A 14625-nucleotide genomic window follows, 5' to 3' on the forward strand; every position below is an offset into this window, starting at 1 on the left:
CCTCATTCCTCCTCCAACATCGTTGTTTGTTGTTCATTCAAACCCATCGCGGCCAGAATCGTGCGGAATTTGGCCGAAGTCTCGGCCAGCTCCGCCTCCGCTATGGAACCGGTCACGATTCCTGCGCCTGCGAACACCCGCAATAAGGTTCCTTCCGTTTCTGCGCAGCGAATCGTCACCGCCCACTCGCCATCCCCGTTGGCATCCGACCAACCGACGGCTCCCGAGTAGAAGCCGCGATCGAACGGCTCGATCTCTTGTATGGCATCCCGGGCCGCATCGGTCGGCGTGCCGCAGATTGCCGGCGTCGGATGCATGGCCAGGGCAAGCTCCAATGACGTTACCGATTCATCCTTCAGGACGCCATTGATTTCGGTGGATAGATGCCACATGGCTTTGGTCTGTACGAGCGAAGGTTCGGCGGGAACCTCCAGCTTGCTGCAATAAGGCTGCAAGGCCGATGCCACGGCATCGATTACGATGGCATGCTCATATCGGTCTTTGGCGGATGACAGCAGGGCTGCCGCCCGCCGCCGATCTTCAGCGGGATCGGCGCTTCGTGCCGCAGAACCCGCCAATGGATTTCCTTTGATTCGCGAACCTTTCTTCGTAATTAAGAGTTCGGGGCTTGCGCCAAACAGCGTCCGGGTGGATGCAACGGCATCCGGGCTTGAAGTGTGGGACAATTCGGGTGCCAACGGTACGGCAAACGTGTAGCCATGGGAGTGGTGATACGCTAAATGAGTCAATATCTGTGGAATGGACAGGGCATGAGGAAGCGTGATATCCAGCGTGCGGGAAAGCACCGCTTTATGGAGTTTCTTTTGAGAAATGAGGTCCAGCAGCCGGTTCACGCCTTCCTTGAACGCCGTCGGCTCCGGAACGGAAAGCACGTTGTAACTGGAAGTTCGGGGCATTTCCGGATCCTTGCCTTCAGAGAATAGAAGGGAATCGTGCCACTGGGCCGAAAGCGGAATAAACAGACTGGCCGGTTTTTGAATGTCAAAAGGTATGGCGCCAACAACAACGGCATCCCGCCGTCCCGCTTGCTTTGCGAATTCCAGCAATTCACGGACGCGTTCCGGCAGCGTTCTGTGCCCGGTCCCCGAGGGAACCGGCAGTCTTGAGTACTCTCCATGCGTTAACAGCGTCTTGCGAGGGGATGAGAAGAAGAAAGACGAACCGACCTGGTATTGTTCCATAAGTTGCGCAGCCTCCGCTGCGGTTGGAGCATCATAGTGTAACATTTCAGTCTCCTCTCTGCTTATGAGCCTACCTAGTATATTGAATTTAGAAAATCATCAAGCATGAAAACCCGTAAATGCTCAGCATCCCAACGTCGCGCCGCCATCCACGCATACGTCCTGCATCGTCATGTGCCCGGCCCGGTCGGATACAAGGAAAACGACCGCATCCGCAATGTCCGAAGGGAGCGCGATTTTGCCAAGCGGTATGCCGAGGCGGAAGGAGTCAGGCGCCCCCTCGATAATGGACCTTGCACCATGATCATCCTGCCATAACAAACGCTGCATTTCGGTATCCGTAGAGCCGGGGGAAACCACGTTACAGCGGATATGATGGCGGGCATATTCGAGCCCCAGGCATTTCGTAAACATCGTGGACGCTGCTTTGGAGGCGGCATAGGCCGACATCTGCGACCGCGGAACCTTGGACGCATTCGAGCCTACCGTCACGATAGCTCCGGAATGTCGGCTCGCCATGCGTCGCACGACGGAGCGTGACGTGTAGAATACGCCGTGGGTATTGACGTTGAAGTGGGCCTGCCAATCCTCGTCGGTAAGCGACTCGACCCCACCGACCCGCAGCACTCCCGCTACGTTGACGAGAATCTCGATCGGTCCGAGCTCATCCTCAACCCGTTCGACCATCGCTTCAACCTCGGCACTGCGGCTCACATCCGCCTTGTAAGCCGCGGCATGAACGCCTGAGCCGGATAGGTCGGCCGCAAGGCGGAGCAGCTCGGCCTCCTTCCGGTCGCAGGCCGCTACAACGGCTCCTTGCCGGGCAAGGGCACGTGCCACCGCTTCGCCTATTCCTTGGGCGGCACCGGTCACGAGCGCTACTTTCCCTCTAATGCCTGTGCTCTCCATGGTGATCACCTCCTTCGTGTTCAGGGTGAAGGGCAAACCGTAATGCTCTGCTGATGAGGACTGGCAGCACGGATAGATGCCCTTCCCCCTCAAACTCCTTGAATTCGGCATGCATGCCGTACTCGGACAGAACAGCCAGACGTTCGGCGAGCTCAGATGAGCGGATGCAATTGCCGGTGACGTGGGGCCTTTCGAGCTCTCCTGCGCCAAGCAGCAGCCGAACAGGATAAGGTTTTTCCTTGACCTGATCGGCATAGCGCTGCTCCAGCTCGCGTAAACACTCCGAATTCCAGTGAATAGAAGGGCTGCCGGCGATGTAACACGAGAAAGCCTGCGGTTTGCTGAACATGGCATAAAGCGTGAACAGCCCGCCGAGGGAATGGCCGAATATCGTCTGGCGATGCCGGTCAATGTTGAACTCGCCCTCGATCTGCGGTTTCAGCTCCTCCTCGATGAATTGCAGAAACTCAGCCGCTCCCCCCTGCTCCGGCACGGAATCCCCGTCCAGCTTGTTCCTGAACTTCGTGTTTGGATAGGGCGTGTAATCATAGAACCGGTCCGAAGCATACTGCCCCTCCGTCTCGTAACCGATGCCTACAACAACTGCCGGCAATATCCCGGTTTTGTCCGGCCTGTGGCACTGCAGGCGCAGCATCTCGACCATCGTGTGAAACACGCTGTTGCCGTCCAGTAAATAGATGACCGGATATCCGGACGGCGGGGCCGGTCCCGTCGGCTGTGCCGTAATGATTCGATAGCGGCGCCCGCCCCTCGAGTGCATCACCCAATGCTCCGCACGGGCCAGCACCACGCTGTGCCTCATCATGTCTACGGAAGTCGTATGATGGCTCATATGTTCCTCCTATTGACCCGTAATGGAGCGAACGACGTCATCCACGATTTTCTCGTAAGCGATCAGGCCGCTTCCCAGCCAGTATTCGTTATCGGCTTCATAGACCTGACCGTTCTTGACCGCGGACATGCCTTTCCAGATTGGGTTTTCCGTCATTTCCTTCATGCGTTCCGTTCCTTGATCATAGGCGTTGATGACAAATATATAGTCTGCATCGAGCTGCGGGAGTATTTCCAGCGATATGTTAGCTGCATTCTCGTTCTCGACCAGCTTGGACTTGCCCAGTCCCAGGTCCTGATGGATGACATATCCGCACAGGTAATTTCCGCCCATCAAACTGACTCCCCTTGGTGCGAAACGGATAATGGCCACGTTCTTGTCCCCCACCACGGAACTCAGCTTCGACTTCGCTTCGCTTGCTTTTTGCTGATAATTTTTCAAGGCGGTCTCGGCCTCCGGCGCTTTCCCAAGCAGATCGCCCAAGGTGGTCAGCGATTTCTCGACATTCCCGGAAGCATTTTTGAACACGTACGTTGGCGCGATTTTGGCGTATTTCTCATAGGTGCCGTCCGCCGCGTAAGTCTCGGTGTGAAGCACGATAAGATCCGGTTCGTAGGACATCAGGGCCTCCGGCGAAGGCAAGCCTCCCGAAAAATCGATCAGGGGAATGCCGTCCAGCTCCTCCTGCAAATAAGAGTGTCCCAGCTTGCCGTTGGCCCATTGGGCAACGGGCTTCACGCCGAGCTTCAGCAAGGAATCTTCCATGTTCGGCGCAAATACCTTGTTCACCTCGGCCGGAATCTTCACTTCGTGCCCGAGCTCATCCGTTACCGTACGTTCCTCTTTCGTCGACGTCTCCTCACGATTCGTCCCTGGTTCCTCCGTCGATTTTTGGCTACTCCCTGCTTTGCCGGACGTCTCCACCGCTGCGGTCTTCGCTGCCTCTTGATCGCCATCCGTCGCTCCGGTCTCCGCCTTATCCCCGCAGCCTGACAGCAAGCCTATGATGACGGCACAACACGCAAGTGCCGCTATATTGATCCTCCAAATTCTCTTTCCACGATTGAAACTTTTAGCCACAATGTATCTCCTCCTGTGATAATGATTCTCAATTAAGACGAGTATATATTACGTAGCAAACGATTCACCATGGCTTTTATCCAGAACTCCGTTTGGACTATCTCCTGTAAACAGCAGCATCGCCTCGTCCAGCATTCTCGTCACGGCAAGCGCGGAGTATTCGAACCAAGGATCGGACGAGATCGTGTAGACCCTTCCTTGCGCGACGGCTCTAAGCTTATGCCACTCGGCGGAATGCTGGAGCGCGAGCCAATAGCGTCGCGATGCAGCTTCCGGGCATACCGCGATCAGAATTCGGTCCGGATCGCACTGCAGCAAATCATCCATCGTTATTTGCTGATTCCGGCTGGCATGGGATCGGCAAGCTCGCTTGAGCTGCAAATCCTGAAACAGCACTTCCTCAAGCCCCCGGTTACCGTAGGAATAGAGATTTTGTCCATATATCCGCAGCGCGGCAACACGATCATTCCCCACCACTTCCTGCATTCGCGAGCGTGCATGCGCCACTTTCCGCTCATACTGCCCGATCCAGGATTGTGCCTGTTCTTCCTTGTTCAGGAATGCCGCGATCAGCTCCAGCTGCTTCTTCCAACCTGCATGGGACGGAACAATGAAGGTGGGGGCAATAGGCTCCAGCTTGGCGATTTCCTCTACACCGAGGTGATCCATGCCGATTATGACGTCGGGTTTGGCGCGGAACAGCTGCTCGATGTTCTCCTCAAAGCGGCTGTCCGGATAAGGATTCGTCAATTTCAAACGCGACTTGATCTCCGAGTTGTAGGCATTGTAATAAAACGGGGTCCACTTCGCATCAAGCGGCGCGGCGGCTGGAATGACGTTCAGCGCCACCAGCTGCCCGATGATCGAAGAAGAACAGGCCGCGATCAGCTGCCTCGAATTTCGGGCATATTCCGATGGCGACATGCCCACCTTCTTCTTAAAAATCCGGCTGAAATAGAACTCGTCCTTATAACCAACCTTCTGTGCGATATCCCGAAGCCGATCGTCCGATTCGGCCAAGTAACGCTTGGCGTGATTCATGCGAACATGCGTCAGGTAATCAATCGTGGTCTGGCCGAATGTCTTCTTGAACAGGTCCACGAAATACTTGGGACAGATATTAGCCATTCCGGCCAGTTGGCCAATGGTTAACGCCTCGTGATAATGGCTGTCGATGTACTCCTTGATCTCCACCAGGCTGGTTTTTCCGCTACGATCCGAATCCGATGCGCTATCTATGTTCAGTTCTTCTTCCGTACACATGAGTTGCCTCCTTTTTTCGATAAAACGATATGCAGGCGTGTTTTCGCTCCAATGATTGATAATGATTATCATTTTCATTGATAAAAATAGCATGCCGCTTCTATCGTGTCAATCCAAATCTGGAAGGATATGCTTGTCTTCATCTTCTTAGAGAATGCGTTAACCGGCTCCCATTCACGCAAAAAACCCGCCCTCAGGCACTTTTTTTCAAGTGCCCTATGGCGGGTTCTCGCTTCTGCAATATTCAATTTTTACGACAAGCAGTATTTCACCAGCGCCTCGTGTACGCCGTCCTCGTTATTCGAAGCCGTTACCGCATTGGCGGCGGCCTTGACCTCTACCGGCGAATTATCCATCGCAATGCCCATACCTGCGTAAGTGAGCATCGTAATATCGTTGAAGTAATTGCCGATGGCCAGCACTTCGTCCGGCCGATAGCCTCTTTTGGCTGCCAGCTGCTTCAGCGCATTTCCCTTGGATGCTTGGCTGTGCATCAGGTCGATAAAGAACTCGCCGCTTCGCAGCATGTTGAAGGGCAGGGTCCACTTGCTCCAATCCGCATAAACGCGGTCGATATCGGCGGATTCGCCGAATACCGTAAATTTCACGACCGGGTCCGACAGCTCCTCCCATGACGGCAGATTGCTTGGCAGCATTAAATAGTTTTCGTACATCGAACGTACCGGTCCGGCAAGCTCATCCACCTGGTCCACGTACATCTCGAAGGCGGTATTCACGTCAAAATGCACCCCGTGCTCACGGCAATATTTCATGAAGGGTTCCAGCTGACCCGGGTCCATGCCGAACTGATGCACGATGTGATGGGTCTCCACTTCGACCGTTGCCGCTCCGTTATGACTGATGACATAACCGCCAAGACCCATGCTTTTCATGAAAGGAATCGAATTCAGCGGCCCTCTGCCCGTGCACAGTACGATCTCTACCCCTTGTTTTGCGGCTTCCATCACGGTATTCCTGGTCTTCTCCGTAATTTCGTGATGATCATTCAGCAGCGTTCCGTCTACGTCAAGCGCAACCAATTTGTATCCCATTCTCCATCCATCCTTTAAGTCTCTATTTCTCTATTCTGATCCGGCTCTTCCGATCAAAGCCAGTTCTTGCTCGGTCAGCTCCCGGTAAGTTCCGATCTCGAGATTTTCATCCAATCGAAGTTCGCCCATGCTGATTCTTTTGAGATACACGACTTTTTTGCCTACCGCCTCAAACATCCGCTTGACCTGATGAAATTTGCCTTCATGGATGGTCAGCGAGATGCGCGACAGCTGGACCCCGTCCTCCCGTTCCTCATGGGAATGGATCGCCAGCTCTCCGGGCAAGGTTACGTAACCGTCATCCAATGTGACTCCTGCGGCAAACCGACGCACATCCTCTTCGTCCACGCGGCCCTCTACGGTCGCTTCATAAGTCTTGGGAATATGCTTCCGGGGCGACAGCAGCTCATGGGCCAACTTGCCGTCATTCGTAAGCAGCAGCAGTCCTTCCGTGTCTTTATCCAGCCTGCCCACCGGGAACGGCTCGAAGACCCGATATTCCGCATCCAGCAGATCCAGCACCGTACGATCGCGCAGATCCTCGGTTGCCGAGACGACGCCCGGAGGTTTGTGCAGCATGAGATACACGTACTCCCGGTATTGAATGGTTTCCCCTTCAAACTCAATGATATCCGCGTAGGGATCCACATGTTTTCCCGGATCTTTCGTTACCGTTCCATTGACGACGATGCTCCCCTGCTTCGCTTTTTTCTTTAATTCGGCCCGCGAGCCGAATCCCAGATTGGACAGTACCTTGTCCAGTCTTTGCGTAGTCCTGCCTTTGCCACTCATACCGATGTCCACCTCCACCCTGCCGGATACTCGTTCTTCAACATGCCTGACTGCCATTTGCCCCAGCCGGCCGAGTATCCGTCTATACACACTAACACATAACCCTTCGCTTCAGCACCCGGCCGGCACGTCACGCGTTCCTCCGGAATCGACAAGGTTTCCCCTTTCAAATACCGGACCGCTTCGCCGTCTTTGGAAGACAGGCTCACATGCCGGGCGGCCTCATCCGCTTGCAGCGCCGTGGCCAAAGGATGCCCCGGCACGAACCGTTCATTCTTCAGCTGTCCCATGTACCATCCGGGACGGATGGCCTTCAGCTGCTTTAGACGCTCCTCCGGCAGTGGCGATACGTACACATGGCTGCCGTAGACAACGGGATAGCCCTCCAGCTTTACGTGCAGCTGCTCTTGGATAAAGGCCTGGAACGGGTCGAGCGAAATCGGATTGGACTGACGATCTCCACCGCTTCGGCGGGGTGCCTGCTGACGCGAAGCGCCGTTGCTGCCCCTCCCGGGTTTTCCCGGCCGCTCTTCCCGGAGAGCGGATTTCCCTTTACGCTCTCGGGATGAGTCGGTCCGCGGGGAGACAGCAAGCGAACCGTGGTCCAGACTGCCTGTCTGGATCCAAGGAGCTTGGTCTTTCTCGGCCTCCCGGCGGTCCAGCTCGCCTTCCCGCTGAAGCACGGCCATGAAATGCCCTTCGCCTCTGACCTTATGCGGCCACAATCGAGCGGTACCGGCAAGCTGTCCCAGCACATCGTCCTTCACGTTCCCTTGGCCCGCCATCCAGTCCGTTTCTCCCGGGGAAAAGAATTCCGAATGATCCACCGGAACCACGCGAAAATCCGGATGTTCGCTCAGAAACTCCGCAATCATCCCTTCATTCTCTTCCGGAGAGAAGGTGCAGGTAGAATACACGAGCCGGCCTCCCGGGCAGAGCATGGCTGCCGCCGATTTCAGGATGTCCCGCTGCATCTCCGCAAACTTGAGCGGAGACGATTCCTCCCAGTACTTCAGCATGGATTCGTCTTTGCGGAACATCCCTTCGCCGGAGCATGGAGCATCTATCAATATTTTCGTGAAAAATTCGGGAAAAGCCCCGGCAATCCGCTCCGGCTCCTCATTCAGCACCACGGCATTCCGCACGCCGTACATCTCCAAATTTTTGGCCAGCGCTTTGGTGCGGTCCGGATGCAGATCATTGCTGATCAGCATCCCCTGCCCCTTCAGCTTCGCCGCAATCTGCGTGGATTTGCCCCCGGGAGCGGCGCACAAATCCAGTACCCGGTCGCCCGGCGTAACATCAAGCAGCTCGACGGGAGCCATGGCGCTCGGCTCCTGGATATAATAAAGCCCTGCATGATAGTAAGGGTGCCGCCCCGGGCGCTCCCCCTCCTGAATATAGTAACCGGTTGGACACCAGGGGATGGGCGCAAGGGCAAAGGGGGATATTTCCAAGAAATCGGCCTTGCCGATCTTCAGCGTGTTCACCCGAATGCCGGCAAACGGGGGTTGTTCATAAGACTTCATAAAATTGTCATAGTTTTCGCCGAGCAGCGATTTCATCTTCGCCAGAAACGGCGAGGGCAGACGTAATGCCATACTAAGTACCTACCTGTTCTGTATCGTATCGGTTTGAAGTGTATATTCGCACAGCCGAAGCGAACTTTCGCATGTTCCGCTGCGACTTTTAATATTGTATAATAAACTACATTAAAAAGGACAAGTCCTTGTTTATTATTACTCATTAGGGGGTGGATCCATGAACCGCAAAAAAAAGAATAAATACACCGCGTTATACGCCTTCGGGGGAGTCTTCGTACTGTTGGTTGCCGCACTCGTTTTCTTGAACGGTCAAGGCGAAGCAAGCGATTTATACGGCGGCAAGAAGGTCTCCAGCCTGAACCCGGCTACACAGGAGCTCCTTAATGATCCGAATTACCAGCAAATCATTTTGCCGGATCAGCTGAAGAGCAAGGTCGACAACAAAGAGAACTTTTTCGTGTACTTCTTTGCTTCCGATTGTCCGCACTGCCGGGCGACGACCCCGGAATTGATGCCATTGGCCGATGACGCCGGCATTACGATGCACCAGTACAATCTCCGCGAGTATCAGGAGGGCTGGAGAGAATACAACATCGAGTTCACCCCGACGCTCGTATACTTCGAGAACGGCGTTCAGAAGGAACGCATGGTCGGCGGCTTGAAACCGGAAGGTTCCAGCGAAGGCTACTCCATCGACGACTTCAAGCAATTCCTGGATAAATACAAAGGGAGCGTGACGAAATGAACCGCACCCGCGCCATTCTCTTTACCTTCGTCATATCGGGCATGCTGCTGACCGCTTGCGGCGGCAAAGAATCCGCTGCAAGCCATCAGCACGGCGCCGCTTCCGAACGATACGAGACAACGGCCAGCCTGACGGTGATGCCGGAGTTTCTGTCCAATTACACCGACAATACGCAAGCAACCTATGCCACGGTCGGAGAACTTGAGGACATTATCAAGGAAATCAAGTGCTACTGCGGCTGCATGGACGAGGAGACCGGCTATCACGATTCCCTTCACCGCTGCTTCATCGCCGAGAACAAGGACGGCGAAATCAAATGGACGGACCATGGTGCCCAGTGCGGCATATGCCTGACCGAGCTGCAGGATGCCAAACGGCTCCATGACGAAGGAAAATCCGTCGACGAAATCAAACAGTTCATCGATGACAAGTATAAAGGCACCGAATCCTGATCCATCGCATGATCATACGAAAAAAGAGCTGCCCACACGTAGATCCTTCTACAGACGGGCAGCTCTTTTTTACTTATTCTCTCGGCGCTACTTGGCATGTGCCCGCTCCGGCTTGCGCCTCTGCGGAATGTTCGGCTTGATCCGCTCCGATGCCGACAAAACCGCCCGCTTCAGCTCCGTATCCCCAATTTCGATCGTCAGATCCCTATAGGGGAACGGATGAACGTCATACGATAACAGCTGCTTGGCGTAGTCCCGCACCTCGCCCACCAGCTTCCCCATCGAGATCCCGAGTTCATCCCGGGGATAGCTTTCGAGCCGGGAGGCGGCGCTTGTGAACATCTTGTATGCTCCTCGTACGTTGTTGTTCCGAAAGTGAAAGAGCCCGACTGCCACTTGCAGCAGCCCCTTGTACCTGGGATCGCGATCCCGCTCCAGCCACAACTCCTCTAACACCTCATGGCATTCGAAGTAATCCCGGTCCCGGTTGAAATAGACGAGGTAAGCGACATATAGCGGCTCATAGCTCATCTTCATTTACTTTCTTCTTGGCTGCCGCCAGGAGCTCCTTCACTTCGTCCAGGAGCACCTTCATCTCATCCATGTCATGATCCTGCCATATCGCATTAAAGCGGCTCTGGAATGCGATCGCTTCATTGACCAGATGGAAAAAGTACAGCTTGTGTATCGCGTTCAGCACCTGCGTCGTAATATTGGAATCGTCCTCGAACTGCCGCTGCGCCTCCAAAATATCCTCACGGATGCTCGACATTTCCGTATCCAGCGTATTGGCCGCTTCTCCGGCCTTCTTCAGCCGCGCCCGAATGTCATCCGGCAGGCTTTCACGGTACTTGTAGCTAAGGGAATGCTCAATCGTAGCCCAGAAGTTCATGGCTAGCGTGCGGATCTGAATTTCGGCAAGCACCTTCTTTTGTCCCAAAGCCGTTTGCACCGGATATTCAATGATCATATGAAAGCTCCGATAGCCGCTCTCTTTGAAATTGGTAATATAATCCTTCTCGTATAGCACAGTCAGGTCTTTCCGCGCCCGGATATATTCGGCCACCCGCCGAATATCCTCCACGAATTGACACATAATGCGAATGCCTGCGATATCCTCAATCCCGGTTTCCAACTGGTCCATCGGCACATTGAGGCGTTTCGCCTTGTCCAGTATGCTCGAGATCCGTTTGACCCGACCCGTTACGAATTCGATGGGTGCGTATTCCTCCCGTTTTTTCAGTTCGGAACGCATCGTCTTGAATTTGACCTTCAATTCCTCAACGGTCTGCTCATACGGAAGCAAAAATGTCCCCCAGTCTCTAACGTCCATCGCCTTGCCTCCTGTCTTTACCCCTTTACCGATGATTAGCGCCGACGGCTTCGGAAATATGGCTGAAGCCATCCCGTGCAAGCAGCTCCCGGAGACCGGAATGAAGCTTGCGGTTCACCTCTGGCCCTTCATAGATAAGTGCTGTATAAATTTCCACCAGGCTTGCGCCTGCGCGTATTTTGTCATAAGCGTCCCTTGCCGTAAAAATCCCCCCGGATCCGATAATCGGAAGCGAACCGCCGGTTTGCTTGTAGATCCGCGACACGATCTCCGTCGAGCGGTTCCGCAGCGGCTTGCCGCTCAGGCCTCCGGTTTCCTTGGCGTTGCTGTGCGTCAGGCCGTCCCGCGAAAGCGTCGTATTCGTGGCGATAATGCCGGAAACGCCGCTGGCGCTGATCGTATCCACCATGAATTCCAGCTCCTCATCGCTCACGTCCGGCGCAATCTTCACCAGAACGGCCTTCTCGCCCCCATGAATCTTCGCCTGCCGCGACATTTCGTTCATGACGGCTTCCAGCAGGGATGACAATTCGCTTCCATGCTGAAGGCTGCGCAAATCCGGCGTGTTCGGCGAGCTGATGTTGACAACAAAAAAGTCGCCATACGGAAATAAAGCTTGAATGCAAGCTTCATAATCATCGTTGGCTTTCTCGTTTGGCGTCGCCTTGTTCTTCCCGATGTTGACGGCAACCGGAATACGGCGTTCCTTGAGTGCGGACAGCCTTTTGGCCATGGCCTCGGCCCCTTCGTTATTGAAGCCCATCCGATTGATGAGCGCCTCATCCGGAGGAAGCCGGAACAATCGCGGCTGTTCATTGCCCGGTTGTCCCTTCGGGGTTACCGTGCCTACTTCCATAAATCCGAAGCCGATGGAGGAGAAGCCTTTGACGGCGTGAGCGTTTTTGTCCAACCCGGCGGCAAGTCCGACCGGCGTCGGGAAATGAAGCCCGAACAGGTCCACTGCCAAATCCGGCGTTTCGTTCACACCGTACATCCCCCGCATGACAGCGTCTGCGCCGACCACGCCGGAGGCACGTCCAAGGCCGCCAACCACAAGGTGGTGGGCTTTTTCGGGATCCAGTCTAAAAAATATAGGTTTGCCTATGTTGCGGTACAGCACATCCACTCTTCCTCTCATCCAGTTATTTCTCTATCCTTCAGTTTATCCGTTTCTTCCTCAAAAAGAAAGTTCTTCGGCATAAACTGAGCGATCGTCCCGGCTTGAAAGCGATATGGCAATTTTAGGACAAACCCCATACAATAAAGGAAGATTGTACAAATCATTTCACGATCATGAGAGAAAGAGGGGAAAGACATGTCAGCCAAACGTAAGCCTCCGACCTTGCAGCAGAAAAAAGAAGAGGTTAATAAGAAGGCCATACTATGGATCAGCTCCGGCATCGCTCTTCTGATTATCCTGATTATCGTTCTGATTGTGATCGCCCAGCCTTAATCCAGCCAGTGATACACCTTGCCCGGGTTGGTCTGACCCTGGGTATGCTTGAGCTTAAAACGCTCTTTCGGCGTCCACAGGTCCTCGGGCAGGACCCCTTCCCGTATTTTCACGACGGTTCCCATCGGAACCAGGTCAAACAGCTCCTCCACATCCTCAGTCAGCATACGGATACAGCCCTCGGATTCGTTCGCGCCGATGCTGTCCACGTCCAGCGTCCCGTGTATCGCGTACAGCGTATCGGAAAGCTGCATTCCCCGCGTGCCGTAGGGACCCTTCGTGGTTCCGTTCGGATTGACTACCTTATCGTTGATATGAAAATCACCCAGCGGCGTTTTCGCTCCGCCGAGCCCGACCGCATAATTACGCAGCAGGATGCCGCCGCTTACGACGGCCAGCCGATGCCGTTTCCGGTCAATGATGACCTGAAGCGGCTGTTCGAAAAAGGGATCTCCGTCCGGCGAAGTCCCCCAATATCCAGGTTCCTCCAAGCTGTTCCCCGGCTGCCCCGGTTGCCCTTGACCTCCAGCTCCTTGGGATTGCTGCCGCATTAACGTTTCGAACATCTGCTCCATCGCTTTCGAGCGGCCGGACAGCCAATTGCTCGGATACGGCTGCGTCAATTCATCCAAGCTTTTGGGCAGGCGGCCATGCCGAGCCTTATACTGTTTGGCCGCTTCCTGCAGAACGGCCGTCTCAACCTGCAGATCGGCCCACTGCCCCGCGCTCCGCTTAAGCCTCGAACTGTCCGCAGGCTCGCAATCGCACTCTTCGGCTGCTCCCTCGTAAGGCTGAATAGAGATCGCGCCTTGATCATTCCGATGCAGACCGTATAACCGTTCCATGTCCCGGCTCCACAGCAGCCATTTGCCCGAACGCTTCATCTCCAGCGCAACCGACCAATTCGGCAGCTGCTGCGGATGCTGAAGCAATGAGGACAGCGCACCCGCGGAATCCTTGCCTTGGCCGAAAGCAACAGCCGTGTACAGCGGTTCCTTGCGCGAATCCGGCTTCTCTTTGTTGAGCGCATTGGCGGACGCCGGCTCATGCGGCGGGAACAAATCTTCCGCAACATTCCCTGTAGCGGAGCCCGGCGCCTGGGCGGGCGGAAGGAAAACCAGCAGGAGCAGCACCAGCGCCGCTAGCAAACGCCGGGTTCTTTTTAGCTTGCGCTCCTTGTCCTTCTCCATCTCCAATAAGCGCTGCTCGTAATTTTTCCATATGTCGGAAGGGACCTGACTCAGCTCAAAGGCTTCGTAGACCCCTTCGGCCTTGTTGTAGCAGTAGTTCGCCTTGCCCTGCTCGCCGGCCTGCTCATACTCCTTGCCCAGCAGGTACCAGGCCATTTTATTATCAGGATGCGTCTCCACATATCTTTTGAGGTACAGCGAATTGTTCATTCGAGAGCCTCCTATAATGACATTTTTACCTCTATTATCCTGTATATCGGAATAAACGCTCCGATTATGTATGAGTCCCCGGATATGAAAAAACGCCCCCTGCCTTAGTCGGGCAGAGGACGTCGGTATAAGTTCAAGATGGAATATCAGGGATCGAGCGGAATTTGTTATTCTGCGTTAAACGGCTCGTCTGCAATCCGAATTGAATCTGTTGGGCAGCCGTCGCAAGCATCCAGCATGTCGTCATGCATATCTTCCGGAATTTCCGTTACCCCGCGGTTGTTGTCCCCGTCGAAAATAACTTCTGCCAGGCCTTCGTCGTCGTAATCGTAAATGTCGGGTGCCGTTGCGCCGCATGCGCCGCATGCGATGCAGGTATCTTTATCTACCCAAGTAAACTTCGCCATAGTCTCTCTTCCTCCTGTATATCTATAAACATCTCTATAAACATAGTATAAGCTGACGGTTCTGCCGCCACCATCTACATATATTAATACAATTGTTTTAGGAATACAAATAAATTTCCTAACATTTTCCGACAAAAATC

At 54.5% G+C, this 14625-nt stretch carries 16 protein-coding genes; 3 read left to right on the forward strand and 13 right to left on the reverse strand.

Annotated elements, in window-relative coordinates; translation table 11 throughout:
* Window positions 1–2: 2 nt before the first annotated feature.
* The 8 genes from dhbC to MHI43_RS23220 all read right to left on the reverse strand — a co-directional run bounded on the left by dhbC (window position 3) and on the right by MHI43_RS23220 (window position 8752).
* On the reverse strand, window positions 3–1247 hold the full coding sequence (gene dhbC / locus MHI43_RS23185; RefSeq protein ID WP_036660232.1) for an isochorismate synthase DhbC: 1245 nt from the start codon (window positions 1245–1247) through the stop codon (window positions 3–5).
* Window positions 1248–1325: 78 nt separating this feature from the next.
* Window positions 1326–2111: a 2,3-dihydro-2,3-dihydroxybenzoate dehydrogenase gene (locus MHI43_RS23190; protein ID WP_015736674.1), complete on the reverse strand. Its 786-nt coding sequence runs from the start codon at window positions 2109–2111 to the stop codon at window positions 1326–1328.
* Window positions 2092–2964: an alpha/beta hydrolase-fold protein gene (locus tag MHI43_RS23195; RefSeq protein WP_036660230.1), complete on the reverse strand. Its 873-nt coding sequence runs from the start codon at window positions 2962–2964 to the stop codon at window positions 2092–2094. Before MHI43_RS23195 ends, MHI43_RS23190 begins: the two co-directional genes overlap by 20 nt.
* Before the next feature lie 9 nt (window positions 2965–2973).
* Window positions 2974–4044, reverse strand: a complete 1071-nt coding sequence (locus tag MHI43_RS23200) for an ABC transporter substrate-binding protein (protein WP_036660228.1) — start codon at window positions 4042–4044, stop codon at window positions 2974–2976.
* Window positions 4045–4092: 48 nt separating this feature from the next.
* Complete coding sequence (locus tag MHI43_RS23205; RefSeq protein WP_036660226.1) at window positions 4093–5307, reverse strand: ABC transporter substrate-binding protein; 1215 nt, start codon at window positions 5305–5307, stop codon at window positions 4093–4095.
* Between the two features lie 251 nt (window positions 5308–5558).
* A complete protein-coding gene (locus tag MHI43_RS23210) occupies window positions 5559–6359 on the reverse strand; it encodes a Cof-type HAD-IIB family hydrolase (RefSeq protein WP_015736678.1) in 801 nt (266 codons plus the stop codon).
* Between the two features lie 30 nt (window positions 6360–6389).
* On the reverse strand, window positions 6390–7151 hold the full coding sequence (locus MHI43_RS23215; RefSeq protein ID WP_015736679.1) for a pseudouridine synthase: 762 nt from the start codon (window positions 7149–7151) through the stop codon (window positions 6390–6392).
* The gene (locus MHI43_RS23220; protein WP_036660225.1) at window positions 7148–8752 is read right to left on the reverse strand and encodes an RsmB/NOP family class I SAM-dependent RNA methyltransferase; all 1605 of its coding nucleotides are present in this window, start codon (window positions 8750–8752) and stop codon (window positions 7148–7150) included. The genes MHI43_RS23215 and MHI43_RS23220 overlap by 4 nt, the downstream gene beginning before the upstream one ends.
* A gap of 160 nt (window positions 8753–8912) precedes the next feature.
* On the opposite strand from MHI43_RS23220, the gene MHI43_RS23225 reads away from it, so the two are divergent.
* Together MHI43_RS23225 and MHI43_RS23230 are read left to right on the forward strand one after the other, a co-directional pair.
* Window positions 8913–9440, forward strand: a complete 528-nt coding sequence (locus MHI43_RS23225) for a thioredoxin family protein (protein ID WP_015736681.1) — start codon at window positions 8913–8915, stop codon at window positions 9438–9440.
* Window positions 9437–9892 carry a PCYCGC motif-containing (lipo)protein gene (locus MHI43_RS23230; RefSeq protein ID WP_015736682.1) on the forward strand — a complete coding sequence of 152 codons (456 nt, stop codon included), beginning with the start codon at window positions 9437–9439 and terminating at the stop codon, window positions 9890–9892. The genes MHI43_RS23225 and MHI43_RS23230 overlap by 4 nt, the downstream gene beginning before the upstream one ends.
* An 87-nt stretch (window positions 9893–9979) precedes the next feature.
* Here the strand turns inward: MHI43_RS23230 and MHI43_RS23235 are convergent, their stop codons facing one another.
* The 3 genes from MHI43_RS23235 to MHI43_RS23245 are packed head-to-tail and all read right to left on the reverse strand — an operon-like array spanning window position 9980 to window position 12345.
* Window positions 9980–10423, reverse strand: coding sequence for a DUF309 domain-containing protein (locus MHI43_RS23235; protein WP_036660272.1), 444 nt, complete (start codon window positions 10421–10423; stop codon window positions 9980–9982).
* Window positions 10413–11225, reverse strand: coding sequence for a GTP pyrophosphokinase family protein (locus MHI43_RS23240; RefSeq protein ID WP_036660222.1), 813 nt, complete (start codon window positions 11223–11225; stop codon window positions 10413–10415). Before MHI43_RS23240 ends, MHI43_RS23235 begins: the two co-directional genes overlap by 11 nt.
* Window positions 11226–11250: 25 nt before the next feature.
* Entirely contained in the window at window positions 11251–12345 is a 1095-nt protein-coding gene (locus MHI43_RS23245) for a quinone-dependent dihydroorotate dehydrogenase (protein WP_175320810.1), read from the reverse strand.
* 195 nt (window positions 12346–12540) lie between these two features.
* On the opposite strand from MHI43_RS23245, the gene MHI43_RS23250 reads away from it, so the two are divergent.
* Window positions 12541–12678, forward strand: a complete 138-nt coding sequence (locus MHI43_RS23250) for a hypothetical protein (RefSeq protein WP_015736685.1) — start codon at window positions 12541–12543, stop codon at window positions 12676–12678.
* Here the strand turns inward: MHI43_RS23250 and MHI43_RS23255 are convergent.
* Window positions 12675–14078, reverse strand: coding sequence for a L,D-transpeptidase family protein (locus tag MHI43_RS23255; RefSeq protein WP_036660218.1), 1404 nt, complete (start codon window positions 14076–14078; stop codon window positions 12675–12677). The genes MHI43_RS23250 and MHI43_RS23255 overlap by 4 nt on opposite strands.
* Before the next feature lie 167 nt (window positions 14079–14245).
* Window positions 14246–14485, reverse strand: a complete 240-nt coding sequence (locus tag MHI43_RS23260; protein ID WP_009594795.1) for a ferredoxin — start codon at window positions 14483–14485, stop codon at window positions 14246–14248.
* Between the last annotated feature and the right edge of the window lie 140 nt (window positions 14486–14625).

The sequence above is a fragment of the Paenibacillus sp. FSL H8-0457 genome (assembly GCF_038051935.1).
GTDB classification, from domain to species: Bacteria; Bacillota; Bacilli; order Paenibacillales; family Paenibacillaceae; genus Paenibacillus_AQ; species Paenibacillus_AQ lautus_A.